The sequence below is a fragment of the Microbacterium sp. LMI12-1-1.1 genome (assembly GCF_040676455.1).
Lineage (GTDB): Bacteria > Actinomycetota > Actinomycetes > Actinomycetales > Microbacteriaceae > Microbacterium.
Window position 1 is genome coordinate 110291 of sequence record NZ_JBEGIA010000001.1, and the last position, 13906, is coordinate 124196.

The 13906-nt window shown below is 71.3% G+C and carries 12 protein-coding genes; 5 read left to right on the forward strand and 7 right to left on the reverse strand.

What is annotated here, in order from left to right:
* Window positions 1-95 precede the first annotated feature (95 nt).
* A complete protein-coding gene (locus tag MRBLMI12_RS00555) occupies window positions 96-467 on the reverse strand; it encodes a VOC family protein (RefSeq protein WP_363352976.1) in 372 nt (123 codons plus the stop codon).
* Window positions 468-543: 76 nt separating this feature from the next.
* Here MRBLMI12_RS00555 and MRBLMI12_RS00560 point away from each other — a divergent pair, with 76 nt between their 5' ends.
* On the forward strand, window positions 544-1497 hold the full coding sequence (locus MRBLMI12_RS00560) for a DUF1254 domain-containing protein (protein ID WP_363352978.1): 954 nt from the start codon (window positions 544-546) through the stop codon (window positions 1495-1497).
* A 65-nt stretch (window positions 1498-1562) separates the two neighbouring features.
* Here the strand turns inward: MRBLMI12_RS00560 and mfd are convergent, their stop codons facing one another.
* Complete coding sequence (mfd, locus tag MRBLMI12_RS00565; RefSeq protein WP_363352980.1) at window positions 1563-5195, reverse strand: transcription-repair coupling factor; 3633 nt, start codon at window positions 5193-5195, stop codon at window positions 1563-1565.
* Window positions 5196-5396: 201 nt separating this feature from the next.
* Here mfd and MRBLMI12_RS00570 point away from each other — a divergent pair, with 201 nt between their 5' ends.
* Window positions 5397-6164: a hypothetical protein gene (locus tag MRBLMI12_RS00570; protein ID WP_363352982.1), complete on the forward strand. Its 768-nt coding sequence runs from the start codon at window positions 5397-5399 to the stop codon at window positions 6162-6164.
* A gap of 306 nt (window positions 6165-6470) precedes the next feature.
* On the opposite strand, the gene pth is transcribed toward MRBLMI12_RS00570, so the two are convergent.
* Together pth and MRBLMI12_RS00580 are read right to left on the reverse strand one after the other, a co-directional pair.
* Entirely contained in the window at window positions 6471-7055 is a 585-nt protein-coding gene (pth, locus tag MRBLMI12_RS00575; protein WP_349427970.1) for an aminoacyl-tRNA hydrolase, read from the reverse strand.
* A 180-nt stretch (window positions 7056-7235) separates the two neighbouring features.
* Window positions 7236-7871, reverse strand: coding sequence for a 50S ribosomal protein L25/general stress protein Ctc (locus MRBLMI12_RS00580; RefSeq protein WP_363352984.1), 636 nt, complete (start codon window positions 7869-7871; stop codon window positions 7236-7238).
* Window positions 7872-8153: 282 nt separating this feature from the next.
* Between MRBLMI12_RS00580 and MRBLMI12_RS00585 the strand changes: the two genes are divergently transcribed.
* Window positions 8154-8276 (forward strand): hypothetical protein, encoded by a 123-nt coding sequence (locus MRBLMI12_RS00585; protein ID WP_284444971.1) that lies wholly within the window; start codon window positions 8154-8156, stop codon window positions 8274-8276.
* On the opposite strand, the gene MRBLMI12_RS00590 is transcribed toward MRBLMI12_RS00585, so the two are convergent.
* Window positions 8261-8824 carry a gluconokinase gene (locus MRBLMI12_RS00590; protein ID WP_404910952.1) on the reverse strand — a complete coding sequence of 188 codons (564 nt, stop codon included), beginning with the start codon at window positions 8822-8824 and terminating at the stop codon, window positions 8261-8263. The two genes, MRBLMI12_RS00585 and MRBLMI12_RS00590, sit on opposite strands and share 16 nt — an antisense overlap.
* A 299-nt stretch (window positions 8825-9123) precedes the next feature.
* Between MRBLMI12_RS00590 and gndA the strand changes: the two genes are divergently transcribed.
* Window positions 9124-10566, forward strand: coding sequence for an NADP-dependent phosphogluconate dehydrogenase (gene gndA / locus MRBLMI12_RS00595; protein WP_363355691.1), 1443 nt, complete (start codon window positions 9124-9126; stop codon window positions 10564-10566).
* Window positions 10567-10663: 97 nt separating this feature from the next.
* Here the strand turns inward: gndA and MRBLMI12_RS00600 are convergent, their stop codons facing one another.
* Entirely contained in the window at window positions 10664-12007 is a 1344-nt protein-coding gene (locus tag MRBLMI12_RS00600; protein WP_363352987.1) for an FAD-binding oxidoreductase, read from the reverse strand.
* 104 nt (window positions 12008-12111) lie between these two features.
* Here MRBLMI12_RS00600 and MRBLMI12_RS00605 point away from each other — a divergent pair, with 104 nt between their 5' ends.
* Complete coding sequence (locus MRBLMI12_RS00605; RefSeq protein ID WP_363352989.1) at window positions 12112-13101, forward strand: SDR family oxidoreductase; 990 nt, start codon at window positions 12112-12114, stop codon at window positions 13099-13101.
* Window positions 13102-13121: 20 nt separating this feature from the next.
* On the opposite strand, the gene MRBLMI12_RS00610 is transcribed toward MRBLMI12_RS00605, so the two are convergent.
* On the reverse strand, window positions 13122-13847 hold the full coding sequence (locus tag MRBLMI12_RS00610) for an ABC transporter ATP-binding protein (RefSeq protein ID WP_363355693.1): 726 nt from the start codon (window positions 13845-13847) through the stop codon (window positions 13122-13124).
* Window positions 13848-13906: the final 59 nt, after the last annotated feature.

Below are 13906 nucleotides of genomic sequence, written 5' to 3' on the forward strand. Positions count from 1 at the left end.
GATCCCGTGCCGGCCCGCCCGTCGTCGGGGCCGTCGCGGTCGGTTCACAGCGTAGTGCGGCACATCCGCACCGCACCCGGTCGCCGGCGCGGGCGTCACCTCGGGTGCTCGGTCAGACGCCAGTAGTAGCCGCTCGGATCCAGCACGCGGAGATCGCGAAGGCCCCACGGCTGCGCCTGCACGTCGTCGTCGACGGGCCAGCCCTCGTCGGCGATCCGCCGGCGGGCGGCATCCAGATCGTCCGTCTCGAGCACGAGTTCCACGCCCACCGGCGGGCGGCGCGGCGCGGCGTCGACCGAGGGGCGCCTTGCCGCCCCGACGCGCACGCGACCGAGCTCCAGAGCGACGTAGGCCCACTCGAGGTGCCGCTCGTCGCGCACGAGGGAGAATCCGAGCACGCGGGTGTAGAAGTCGACGGCCTGGTCGAGGTCGTCGGGGAAGATCTCGATGCGAAGATCGGCCACCATCCCCCCACTCTCTCGCACGCGAGCCCGTTGCGTCGCGCCGCGGGCGGGCGTCGCGCACTGTGCCAGGATCGAGCTCGTGACCCTTCACGTGAACGTCGATGACTTCGCCCGCGCCGAGACGGATCGGATGTTCCGCGATCTTCAAGCCCAAGCCGGCGGTGTCAACCGCTTCGTGCACAACCGCGAGCCCGCAGCGATCGACAACCAGACGGTGATCCGGTTGAACCGCGACACGCTGTACAGCTTCGCGGTGGTGGATCTCGCCGCCGGCGCGACGCTGACTCTTCCCGAGCACGGAGACCGCTACCTGTCGGCGATGGTGGTCGACCAGGACCACTATGTCGACGCGATCTTCCACGACGCGGGATCCTACGAACTGGCGAGCGATACCTTCGGTACCCGATATGTCACCGTGGCGGTGCGGACGCTCGTCGACCCGGCCGATCCGAGCGACCTGGCCGAAGTCGCCGCCATCCAGGACGCGATCACCCTCACCGCGGCCTCGTCGGTCGAATTCGCGTACCCCGACTACGACGTCGCGTCGCTCGACGAGACCCGCGAGGCTCTGCTCGTCCTCGCCCGGAACCTGACCGCGTTCGATCGCACCTTCGGATCGAAGGACGAGGTCGACCCCGTCCGACACCTGATCGGCACCGCGGCCGGCTGGGGCGGTCTGCCGTCCAGCGAGGCGTCATACATAGGCGTGGACCCGCGCCTTCCCGTCGGCCGCTACGAGCTCACGGTCGGCGACGTCCCGGTCGACGGATTCTGGTCGATCTCGGTCTACAACGCCGAGGGCTTCTTCGAGCCGAACGACCGGAACATGTACACGGTCAACAACATCACGGGCGTTCGCGACGCAGACGGCTCCACCACCGTGCGGTTCGGGGACTTCCCGCCCGGTACCCCGAACGCCATCCCGGTGGCCGAGGGCTGGAACTACCTCGTGCGGCTGTACCGACCGCGCGCCGAGGTCGCCGACGGCAGGTGGGCGTTCCCGACCCTCGACGGCGCAGGCACGGCATCCTGAGCTGAGTCCCTCAGCCGCCCCGCGTCCCGCCCGCCGGCTGACAGGCGAGTGACGCACGCCGGCGATCAGGCGTTGACGTTCGCCTCGGCTGCAACATCCGTATCCGACTTCTTCGGCGGCCAGAGCTGCTCGATCAGCTGCGCGACCCAGGCGATCAGCTCGTCGTCGCCGAGCGGCGCACCACCGGCCGAGGGAAGCGGCACGACCATCGCCTCGCCGCCTGCGACGAGCTTCGCCTTGGGGTGCAGTCGCTGCAGGCGCACGCGCATCGAGTCCGGCAGGTTCGCCGGCGCGATGCGCAGGTTCGGACCCATCGCCACGACGTCCGCGAGCCCTGCCTGCCCGGCGCGGCGCCGCAGCCGCGCGACCGCGAGCAGACCCTCGACCTCGGCCGGCGGCTCGCCGTACCGGTCGGTGAGCTCCTCGACCACCAGGTCGATCGCGTCCGGCTGCGCGGTGACGGATGCCGCGGCCGAGAGCTTCTGATACGCCTCGAGACGCAGCCGCTCGCTGTCGATGTACGACTCCGGGATCCGGGCCTGAACGGGCAGCTCGAGGCGCAGCTCGGCCGGCCCCTCGGTCTCCTCGCCGCGGAACGTGGCGACCGCCTCGCCGATCATGCGCAGGTACAGGTCGAAGCCCACGCCGGCGATGTGGCCGGCCTGCTCGGCGCCGAGCAGGTTGCCCGCGCCGCGGAGCTCGAGGTCCTTCAGCGCGACCTGCATGCCCGATCCGAGGTCGTTGTTGACCGCGATCGTCTCGAGCCGGTCGGCGGCCGTCTCGCTGAGCGGCTTCATGTCGTCGTAGAGGAAGTACGCGTACGCGCGCTCACGGGCGCGGCCGACCCGTCCGCGCAGCTGGTGCAGCTGGCTGAGTCCGTACTTGTCGGCGCGGTCGATGATGATCGTGTTCGCGTTCGAGATGTCGAGGCCCGTCTCCACGATCGTGGTGCAGACCAGCACGTCCGAGCGGCGCTCCCAGAACGCGTCCACGACCTCCTCGAGGGCGTGCTCCCCCATCTGTCCGTGGGCGACGGCGATGCGCGCCTCGGGAACGAGCTCGGCGAGCTCCGCCGCGACGCGCTGGATCGACTGCACGCGGTTGTGCACATAGAACACCTGACCCTCGCGCAGCAGTTCGCGGCGGATGGCGGCGGCGATCTGCTTGTCGTTGCGCGGACCGACGTACGACAGGATCGGATGCCGGTCCTCGGGCGGTGTCTGCAGCGTCGACATCTCGCGGATGCCGGTGACCGCCATCTCGAGGGTGCGCGGGATGGGGGTTGCGCTCATGGCGAGGATGTCGACGTTGGTCTTGAGCTTCTTGAGCTGGTCCTTGTGCTCGACGCCGAAGCGCTGCTCCTCGTCGATGATCATGAGGCCCAGGTCCTTGAAGATCACCTTCTCGGTGAGGATGCGGTGCGTGCCGATGACCATGTCGACGGTGCCGTCGGTGAGGCCGGCCAGCACCTCGCGCGCCTGCTTGTCGGTCTGGAAGCGCGAGAGCGCCTTGACCTTGACCGGGAAGCCGGCGAAGCGCTCGGTGAACGTCTCGAGGTGCTGCTTGACCAGGAGCGTCGTCGGCACGAGCATCGCGACCTGCTTGCCGTCCTGGATGGCCTTGAATGCGGCGCGCACCGCCACCTCGGTCTTGCCGAAGCCGACGTCGCCCGACAGAAGCCGGTCCATCGGGATCGGCTTCTCCATGTCGGCCTTGATCTCGTCGATCGTCTGCAGCTGGTCGGGAGTCTCGGCGAATGGGAACGCCTCTTCGAGCTCGCGCTGCCAGGGCGTGTCGGGACCGAAGGCGTGGCCCTTCGACGCCATGCGCGCCGAGTACAGCTTGACGAGTTCGACGGCGATGTCGCGCACGGCGCGGCGGGCCTTGCTCTTGGCCTGCGCCCAGTCGCTGCCGCCCATCTTCGACAGTGCCGGCGCCTCGCCGCCGACGTAGCGCGAGAGCAGGTCGAGCTGGTCGGTGGGCACGAAGAGCTTGTCGCCCGGATAGCCGCGCTTGGACGGCGCGTACTCCAGCACCAGGTACTCGCGCACGCTCTTGATCGCATTGCGACCGCCGCTGGAGACCTCGCGCTGCGTGAGCTCGACGAACTTGCCGATGCCGTGCGTCGCGTGCACGACGTAGTCGCCGGCCTTCAGCTGCAGCGGGTCGACGACTGCCTTGCGTCGCGACGCGAGCTTCTTCACGACGCGCGAGTCGCCGCCGATGGTGCGGCCGTAGAACTCCGACTCGGTGAGCACGGCGAGCTTCGCCTCCGCTGCCTCGAACCCGCGCTCCAGCGTGCTCAGCACGAGGTGGGCCACGCCGGGCTCGGGCGCATGCAGCACCTCTTCGACCCTGCGCGCGGCGATGCCCCGCTCGGCGAGCACGTCGCGCGCACGCTCCACGAGCCCGGTCCCGGATGCCGCGACCACGACGCGCCAGCCGTCCGCGAGGAGTGCGCCGACGTGCTGCGTCGCGCCCTCCACGTTCCCCTGGAAGGACGGCACCGCCGATCCCGGCACGCGGATCGCGGCGGCGGCCTCGAGCGCGACGTCGATGTCGTCGTCGATGAGACCCTCGGCGGCGGCATCCGCCTCTCCTGAGTCGAACGAGCTGAGGCTCCACCAGACCCCGCCGCGCGTGCGGGCCGCGGCGCGGATGGCGGGCAGCGTGAGGAAGTCGCCGGCGCCGAGGTCGATCGGGGTGCTCGCCCCTGCGGTGGCCGCACTCCACGCCGCCTCGAGGAACTCCCGGTTCGTCTCACCGAGCGTGATCGCACGGGCGACCGCGCGCTCCGGGTCGACGAGGGCGACGGCCGAGCCCTCGGGCAGGTAGTCCACCACGGTCACGAGCCTGTCGACGACGGCCGGCAGCAGGGACTCCATGCCCTCGACCGGGATGCCCTCGGCCATCTTCTCCAGCATGCCGGCGAGGCCCGGGAACTCGCCCTTCAGCTGCCGTGCCCGGCCGCGCACGGGCTCGGTGAGCAGCAGCTCACGACTGGGGAGCAGGGTGACGTCCCGTACCTCGCCGGGCAGCGAACGCTGATCGGCGACGGAGAACGCGCGCATCTCGTCCACCTCGTCGCCGAAGAACTCGACGCGGTACGGGTGCGCGGCGGTCGGCGGGAAGACGTCGAGGATGCCGCCGCGCACCGCGAACTCACCGCGACGCGAGACCATGTCGACGCGATGGTAGGCGAGCTCGACGAGGCGGGCCGACACCTCGCCGAGGTCGTGCCCGCGGGCGCCGACGACGAGCTCGACGGGCGGCACATCGGTGAGCCCGGCCGCGAGCGGCTGGATGGCGCCGCGCACCGACGCCGTGATCACGAGCGGTGTGGCGGCGTCCCAGCGCGCGATGCGCGTGAGGATGTCGAGCCGGGCGCCGACGGTCTCGGCGCTCGGGCTCAGCCGCTCGTGCGGAAGGGTCTCCCACGCGGGGAAGTGGAGCACCTCGGCCCCGGGCAGCAGTGCGCCCAGCGCCGGACCCAGCGATTCCGCCCGGCGACCCGTCGGCGCGATCAGCAGGACCAGTGGCGGCTTGCCCGCGGCACGGCGGCGCTCGATCAGGGCGGCGAGGAGCGGGGCGTCGAGCCCCTCGACGAGCGAGAAGTCGGCATCGACGGATGCCGCGGCCACCGCATCCCGAAACGGCTCAGCCTGCTCGAGGGCGCGGACGATCCCGGGAACTGTCACCGCACGAGTCTACGGCCCGCCGCCGACACGGGGCCGCCTCGCGGAACGAGCGTGCTACGGCGCGCCGCCGACGCCGGGCCGCCTCGCGGAACGAGCGTGCGACGGCGCGCCGCCGACACGGGGCCGCCTCGCCGAACGAGCGTGCTACGGCGCGCCGCCGACGCCGACGGGTGTCGACCGACCCTCTCCTAGGATGAGCCTGTGAGCCAGCCCGCCGCGCCCGATGCGCCTCAGAACCCGCACGTTCCGCCCGGCGCGTGGGCTCCACCCGCGCACGCCCCGTTCGGACCGCCCGCTGGCGCCGACGCGGGTCAGCCCGGCGCCGGTGGCCCCAGCACGGGGGTGCCCGGCACGGGTGCGGCCGGCGCCGGTGCGCCCGGCGCCGGTGCGGCCGGCGCCGATCAGTCCGGCGCCGGTGCGGCCGGCGCCGGTGCGGCCGACGCGCAGCCCGGGGTTGCGGCGGGATGGTCCGCGCCGCCTGCCGGCGCTTACGCCCCACCACCGGGGTATGCCCCACCCGCGGGTTACGCGACGGTGCCGGTCGCGGCATCCGCCCCGGTGTACGGCGCCCCGCCGGCCAGGCGCAGCGGCGTCCTCGGTGTCGTCGCCCTCGCGCTCGCACTCGTCGCGACCGTCGGCGCGAGTCTGGTGGGGGCGATCGCGAGCTATCGCATCGGACTCGGCGCCGGCCGCCAGATCACCGCGGGGGCCCTCGACACCGACTTCGACTGGTCGATCCTCGCTCCCGTGCGCGACTGGGTGCTGCTGGGCGAACTCTCGTTCTGGGTGGGGACCGCGCTCGGTATCTGGGCTCTGGTGCAGGGTGTGGTCGCGATCGTCACCGCTCGCGGCCGTGGCGCAGGCATCGCCGCCGTGATCGTCGCCGCGCTGGGCCCGATCATCTTCGGCGCCGTGGTGCAGGGCTTCCTCACTGCCGGGCTCACCGTCGGCACCGGCGTCGGCGCCTGATCGGCCCGGCTGCCGCGAGCCGCGTCCGCCTTCACTGCGCGTGTTCCTCAGTTACTGTGCGTGTTCCTCAGTTGAGGACGAGAGCCGAAACGAGGGCGGATCTCGACGTACTGGCCCGCATCTCGGCTCGGTTCCTCAATTGAGGACAGGCCTCAGACGCGGCTATCACCCCACGCGCCGCGCCACATCCCGGCATCCGCTCCTCAAGTGAGGACCGGAGCCGACACGAGGGCCCAACTCGGGCCCACGGTCCCGCATCTCGGCACGATTCCTCAATTGAGGACGGCGGAGTCCGGACACCCCGCCTCAGACGCGGGGGGCGTGGTGCTTCTGCTGTGCGGCGAGAAGTCCCTCCGCGACGAGCTGCTCGACGGCGTCGGCGCCGTCGCCGACGAGGATCGGCAGGTTCTTGCGCTCGGTGGCGCCGAACGGGTCGAGCACCCAGTCGGCGGGATCCTGCCGCCCCATGGGGCGGCCGATGCCGACACGGACGCGCGGGAAATCCGCCGTGCCGAGCGCCTTGGCGACGTCGCGCACGCCGTTGTGGCCCCCGTGCCCGCCGCCGACCTTGAGCTTGATCGTGTCGAAAGGGATGTCGAGCTCGTCGTGCACGACCACCACATGGTCGGGGGCGATGCCGTAGAACTTGGCGAGCCCCGCGACGGGACCGCCTGACACGTTCATGAACGTGTTCGGCTTGGCCAGGATGAGCTTGGCCGCGCCGGGGCGCAGCCAGGTCTCGACGACGCGCGCGTTCGCCTTGTGCGACTTGAAGGACTCGCCGCGCCGCCCGGCGAGCTCGTCGACGACGAGCTGTCCGACGTTGTGCCGCGTGGGCTCATAGCGGGGGCCGGGGTTTCCCAGCCCGACGACCAGCCACGACTCTGCCATGTCATCCATCCTGCCCGAGCGGCGCGGCCGCAGACGAGATCGGTCTACTTGCGCTGAACGCACGACTCGCCCGGCGTGTCGCGTACGTTCAGCGCAAGTGAACGGGTGGGTGCGATCGGCACCCGGTGAGACGGAGCGAGGGGGTGCGGCATCCGCACCCCCTCGACTTCGTGAAAGGGATTACTCGGAGGCGGACTCTTCCGAAGCCTCGGCCTGCTCGGCGGCGACCTCGGCATCAGCCTCGGCGATCTCGTCCTCGGCGGCGAGCGTCGCAGCCGGGACCGAGATGGCGACGATGAGCAGCTCGGCGTCGGCGATCAGCACCGAGCCCTTCGGCAGCTTCAGGTCGGCGGCGGTGACATGCGTGCCGTCCTCGAGGCCTTCGACGTCGACCTCGATGTGCTCGGGGATGTGCGTCGCCTCGGCCTGCAGGGTGACCGTCGTGTTGTCGAGGTTCGCGATGGTGCCGGGGGCGGACTCGCCCACGACGACGATCGGCACCTCGATCTCGACCTTCTCGCCCTTCTTCACGACGAGCAGGTCGATGTGCTCGATGACCTGGTGCACCGGGTCCTTCTGCACGTCCTTGACGAGCGTGAGCTGCGACTTGCCGTCGAGGTCGAGCTCGAGCACCGCGTTGGCGCGGCGGATGAGCAGCGAGACCTGGTGGCCGGGCAGCGCGACATGCACGGGGTCGGTGCCGTGACCGTAGATGACGGCGGGGATCTTGCCGGCGGCGCGGAGGCGGCGGGCGAAGCCCTTGCCGAAGCTCTCGCGGAACTCGGCCTGGACCTTGGTATCGGGCTCGGACGACATGGGGTTCTCCTTGTGGGCGCACTGGCCCGGTAAGCTGCGGCGCGTGGCCGTTCTGACTCGGCCTGCGCGGTGGCGGGCCCGGGGTATTCGGGGTGTCTTCGACTCGAACGCACGCGCGTGAGGAAAGCCCGTTGGGCCGGCATCACTGCGTCGATCACGGATGCCGCAGCCCACCGGAATCGACAGGCGCGAGGCATCCCTCGCCGAAGTTCGACACGAGTCTACCAGCGCCCCCGCTACGATGAGGAACGCACCTGCTTCCCGCTCCCCACGGAGGACCCCATGGACTACGGCTTCTGGAGCCACGCTCTTCTCTGGCTCATCGGCGCCATGGCCGCAGTCGGTGCCCTCGGGACCGCGCTGGCGTTCTGGAGCCTCGGGCGCCAGGGCTACCGCAAGGACTGATACCGCTCGAGCGCCGCCACCGCCGCATCCACGACCTCGGTCAGCGGCGGATCCCCCGCGACGACGACTCCCGGTTCATCCGGCTCGAGATGCTCGAGGGTGCGCAGCTGCGAGGCCAGCAGCGACGACGGCATGAAGTGCTCGCGTGACCCCATGCGGCGGGCCAGTTCGTCCTGCGGCACCCGCAGCTCCACGAAGACGACTCCCGCGGCGCCCGCGCGGATGCGGTCGCGATAGCGGCGGGCGAGCGCCGAGCAGGCCATCACCGCTCCCCCGCGCGCATCGTGCAGCGTCGCGGCGACGACGTCGAGCCACGGCATCCGGTCCTCGTCGTCGAGCGGGATGCCGGCTGCCATCTTCGCGACATTGGCGGCAGGATGCAGGTCGTCGGCGTCGACGAACGCCAGCCCGAGCCGCCGCGCCAGCGCCAGCCCCACGGCGGACTTGCCCGAACCGCTCGGGCCCATCACCACGATGCGCCCCTCGGGCTCGGGGCGCGAACCGGAGGCACCCGGCGGGGCGGGCTCGGGATGCGAGGGCTCGGTCACGACGGCCACGGTAGCCGACGGCCGGCAACGCGTCACACCTTGCCGGGGCCGGGTGTGAGCATCCCGCCGCTGCGGTGTAACACGGACGCGCCAGACTCTAGGCTGAAAGAGACGATCTAACCTCAGGAGCGCGTGTGTCTTCGAACGACCCTTCAGCGAGCGGCAATCAGGCCGAGACCAACATCTCGACGGATCAGGACCAGGCTCCTGACGAGGCGACGACGGCACACGAGGCCGCACCGGCACCCGAGGATGTGGCCCGCCAGACCCCGGAGCCCCAGGGGCCCGACGCCGATCGTGTGGCGACGGCGAACATCGGCGTCGTGGGTCTCGCGGTGATGGGGTCCAACCTCGCCCGCAACCTCGCCAGCCGTGAGGGCAACACCGTCGCGGTGCACAACCGCAGCCGGTCGAAGACCGACGAGCTGCTCGCCACGCACCCCGAGGCCGGCTTCGTGCCCGCGTTCTCGTACGAGGAGTTCGCCGCGTCGCTGCAGAAGCCGCGCGCCGCGATCATCATGGTCAAGGCCGGGCGGCCGACCGACGCCGTCATCGACGCGCTGGTCGAGGTGTTCGAGCCGGGCGACATCATCGTCGACGGCGGCAACGCGCTGTTCACCGACACGATCCGCCGTGAGAAGGCTGTGCGCGAGACCGGCATCAACTTCGTCGGCGCCGGCATCTCCGGCGGCGAGGAGGGCGCCCTCCTCGGCCCGTCGATCATGCCCGGCGGCTCGGATGAGTCGTGGATCACACTCGGCCCGATCCTGAAGTCGATCGCGGCGGTCGCCGAAGGCGAGCCGTGCGTCACGCACATCGGCCACGACGGCGCCGGGCACTTCGTCAAGATGGTGCACAACGGCATCGAGTACGCCGACATGCAGCTCATCGCCGAGGCCTACGACCTCATCCGGCGCGGCACCGGCAAGACGCCGGCCGAGATCGCCGACGTGTTCGCCGAGTGGAACCGCGGCGAGCTGGAGTCGTACCTCATCGAGATCACCGCGGAGGTGCTGCGCCAGGTGGATGCCGCCACCGGCAAGCCGCTCGTCGACGTCATCCTCGACCAGGCCGGCGCCAAGGGCACCGGCGCCTGGACCGTGCAGACCGCGCTGTCGCTGGGCGTCCCGGTGTCGGGCATCGCCGAGGCCACGTTCGCCCGATCGCTGTCGTCGCACCCCGAGCAGCGCGAGGTCTCGCGCGAGCTCCCCGGTCCGGAGGAAGGCCTGGCCGTCGAGGACACCGACGCGTTCATCGAGGACGTGCGCCTCGCGCTGTACGCGTCGAAGATCGTCGCCTACTCGCAGGGCTTCGACGAGATCCGCGCCGGCGCCGCCGAGTACGACTGGCAGATCGACCTCGGCGCCGTGTCGAAGATCTGGCGCGCCGGCTGCATCATCCGCGCCCAGTTCCTCAACCGCATCGCCGACGCGTACGGCGAGACGCCCGACCTGGCAGTGCTGCTCACCGCGCCCTACTTCGTCGAGGCCCTCGGCCGCGCGCAGGGCGCGTGGCGCCGCATCGTGTCGACGGCGGCGGGCGCCGGCATCCCCGCCCCCGCGTTCTCGTCGTCGCTGTCGTACTACGACGGACTCCGCGCCGAGCGCCTCCCGGCCGCCCTCATCCAGGGCCAGCGCGACTTCTTCGGCGCCCACACCTACAAGCGCATCGACAAGGAAGGCACCTTCCACACGCTGTGGTCGGGCGACCGCACCGAGATCGAAGCCGAAGACACCCACTGACCGCGACGCGTCGGACCGACGCGTCCCGCACACGGCGAGGGCGGATCCCCATCACGGGGGTCCGCCCTCGCCGTGTCTGCCTGCGCGGCGCGGAGTCTCAGCCGGCGTGACCGTCGGGCACGGGCTTCACGTTGTGGTTGCGGCAGAACACGTTGCCCGGGTCCCACGCGCGCTTGATCGCGGCGAGGCGGGCCATGGTCGCCGGCGGGTACATGCGCTGGACGATCGTGTCGGCCGTCGAGACGGTGAAGTTGCCGTAGACGCCTGACCCCTTGGCCTCGATGGCCTCCCACGCGGCGTTCGCCTCTGCACGCCCCGCGTCGTCGAGCATGCCGGGGATGTCGAACGCGCCGGCCATCGCGAACCATGTCGCGTCCCGCGCGGGGAAGGCCGAGTCGTCCTGCGCCACGTCTGCGTACGCGCCGCCCAGCGAACGCAGCATCACGACAGAGGCGGGACGCTGTTCCCGGAAGGCGGCGAGACGATCGATCGCCTCGTCGTCGAGGACGCCGAGCAGTGTGTTGCCGCCGACGAACCCCGGCATCGGCTGCTCGGGGTCGAACTCGGGGGCCTCCATCAGGACGTCGGGATAGTCCTGCACCCCGAAGTCCCGCTCGGTGACCCCGGGCGCACTCGCCAGGGGCGCCAGCGCGCGACGCGCGGCATCCTCGTCGGTGCCGACCCAGACCGCCGTGATAGAGGCGCCTGCCGGCGCATTCGGGTCCATCGCCGGGACGTCCATGTAGGTGACGGTGAGATCGCGCGGGGCGTCCGCCATGACCTCACGCAGTACGCGCAGGACGGGGCGCGCATCGCCCTCGAGTCCGTAGACGGCGTGCACGACGCCGTCGAGAGGGTGCGCCTCGAAGTCGAACCGCGTCACGACGCCGAAGTTGCCGCCGCCGCCGCGGAGCGCCCACAAGAGCTCCGGATGAGAGGTCTCGGTCACCTCGACCACCTCGCCGCGGGCGGTGACGAGCTGCGCACCCACGAGCTGGTCGGCGGCCAGTCCCCAGGCCCGCACCATCCAGCCGATGCCGCCGCCGAGGGTGAGACCGCCGACGCCGACCGATGCCGTGTCGCCGGAGCTGAGCCCCAGGCCGCGTTCGGCGAGCGTGTGGGCGACCGCGCCCCACAGTGCACCGCCGCCCACGCGCACGCGGGTGCCGTCGACCTCGACGGCGTCGAGCGCGGAGATGTCGAGGGTGAGGCCGCCGGGTACGCCGCCCCAGGCGCTGTGGCCGCCGCCGCGGATCATGATCTCGAGCCGCTCGGCGGAGGCGTAGCGGACGGCGCCGCGCACGTCATCGACGCTGGCGGCGCGGATCACGGCAGCGGGCTCGCCGATGCCGGAGTGGAAACGGCGGGCGGATTCCCATTCGGAGTCGCCCGGACGGATGACGGTGCCGACGGAGCCGGCGCTGAGGTCGTCGTTGCTCATGATCGCAACGCTAGGGCTCACCGCCGACATCGGGGAAGATGTTCGCCGTCAGCGAGGGAGCGCCTTCCGCCGGGACGCCCGCGTCCGGGCGTAGGCTCGCGTGGGTGACGAGCATCCTCTACATCGGCGGTACCGGAACGATCAGCGCGGCGTGCGTTCGCCGCTCCGTGGCTCTCGGGCACGAGGTCGCGGTCCTCAACCGCGGCAGCGCACGACGTCCGCTGCCGCCGCAGGTCGAGTCGATCGAGGCGGATGTGCGCGATCCGAGCTCAGTGCGCACCGCCCTCGGCGACCGCCGGTTCGACGTCGTCGCCGAGTTCCTGGCCTTCACGCCCGAGCACATCGCGACCGACCTCGAGCTGTTCGAGGGACGCACCGGGCAGTACGTCTTCATCAGCTCGGCCTCCGCGTACGAGAAGCCGCCGCGCAGGGTGCCGGTGACCGAGTCGACGCCGCTGCGCAACCCGTTCTGGCAGTACTCGCGCGACAAGATCGCCTGCGAGGACGTCCTCGTCGCCGCACATCGCGAGCGCGGCCTGCCGGTGACCATCGTGCGGCCGTCGCACACCTACGACGAGCGGCTGCTGCCGACCCTCGGCGGCTGGACCGACATCGCGCGCATGCGCGCCGGCCGTCCCGTCATCGTCCACGGCGACGGGACGAGCCAGTGGACCATCACGCACTCGGACGACTTCGCGGTCGCGTTCACCGGGCTGCTCGGCAATCCGGCGGCGATCGGCGAGGCATTCACGATCACCGGCACGCACGCACCGACCTGGAACCAGATCTACGGCTGGCTGGCCGACGCCGCCGGCGTCGACTCCCCCGACCTCGTGCACGTCGCCTCCGACACGATCGCGGCGTTCGCGCCGGACCTCGGACCCACGCTCATCGGCGACAAGGCCCACTCCATGCTGTTCGACTCGTCGAAGGTGACGCAGCTGGTGCCCGAGTTCCGCACGACGGTGACCTTCGACGAGGGCGCCCGCCGCATCCTCGCCTATTACGACGCGCACCCGGAGGAGCAGCGGATCGACGAGGGCCGCGACGCGCTCTTCGATCGCATCGCGGCCCATGCCCGCTCGGCGGGCTGATCTGCGGAGGACGCCGCCCGTCAGCGCGTGATGTCGCGCACCGTCCCCTTGTCGAGCCGCAGCCGGCGCCGCGCGCGGCGCGCGACGGCCGAGTCGTGCGTGACGACGATGAGCGTGAGCCCTTCGTCGTTGAGCGCCTGCAGCACCGAGAGGATCTCGTCGCGCATGCTCTCGTCGAGGTTGCCGGTGGGCTCGTCGGCGAGGAGCACGCCCGGGCGCTTGACGATCGCCCGCGCGATCGCGACCCGCTGCTGCTGACCTCCCGACAGCTCGCCGGGCCGGTGGTCCGCGCGCTCGGCCAGGCCGACGTGCGCGAGGGCGTCGGCGACCCGCGTTGCGCGCTCGTCCTGAGAGAGCCCCAGCGGCTCCAGCGCCATGTCGACGTTCTCATGCGCCGTGAGCGTCGGGATGAGGTTGAACCCCTGGAACACGAACCCGATCTCGTGCGCGCGGATGCGGCCGAGCTCGCGGTTGCTCGCGGTCGCGATGTCGATCTCGCCGAGATGCACGGAGCCGCTGCTCGGGCGGTCGAGCGCGCCCAGCAGCTGCAGCAGTGTCGATTTGCCACCGCCGGTAGGCCCCTGGATCGTGACGAAGTCTCCCGCGTCGATCGTGAGGTCGACGCCGGCGAGTGCCTTCACGACACGGCCCTTCTGGGTGTAGGTGCGAGTGACGCCCTCGAGCCGGTACTGCGCCGCGGCTGCGGCATCCGGAGCCGAGGCGGCCTCCGTGTCGATCATGGTCATGACGTGCTCTCCCTTCGTGGAGGTGGATTCGGGTGCAGCGGGGATGGTGTCGGACACGG

Bases quoted from the DNA above. Each gene is read 5' to 3' on its own strand.
- MRBLMI12_RS00600 (WP_363352987.1), bottom strand. From the start codon at position 12,007: ATGAGCAACGACGACCTCAGCGCCGGCTCCGTCGGCACCGTCATCCGT.
- MRBLMI12_RS00610 (WP_363355693.1), bottom strand. From the start codon at position 13,847: ATGACCATGATCGACACGGAGGCCGCCTCGGCTCCGGATGCCGCAGCC.
- MRBLMI12_RS00585 (WP_284444971.1), top strand. From the start codon at position 8,154: ATGGACTACGGCTTCTGGAGCCACGCTCTTCTCTGGCTCATCGGCGCC.
- pth (WP_349427970.1), bottom strand. From the start codon at position 7,055: ATGGCAGAGTCGTGGCTGGTCGTCGGGCTGGGAAACCCCGGCCCCCGC.
- MRBLMI12_RS00555 (WP_363352976.1), bottom strand. From the start codon at position 467: ATGGTGGCCGATCTTCGCATCGAGATCTTCCCCGACGACCTCGACCAG.
- MRBLMI12_RS00580 (WP_363352984.1), bottom strand. From the start codon at position 7,871: ATGTCGTCCGAGCCCGATACCAAGGTCCAGGCCGAGTTCCGCGAGAGC.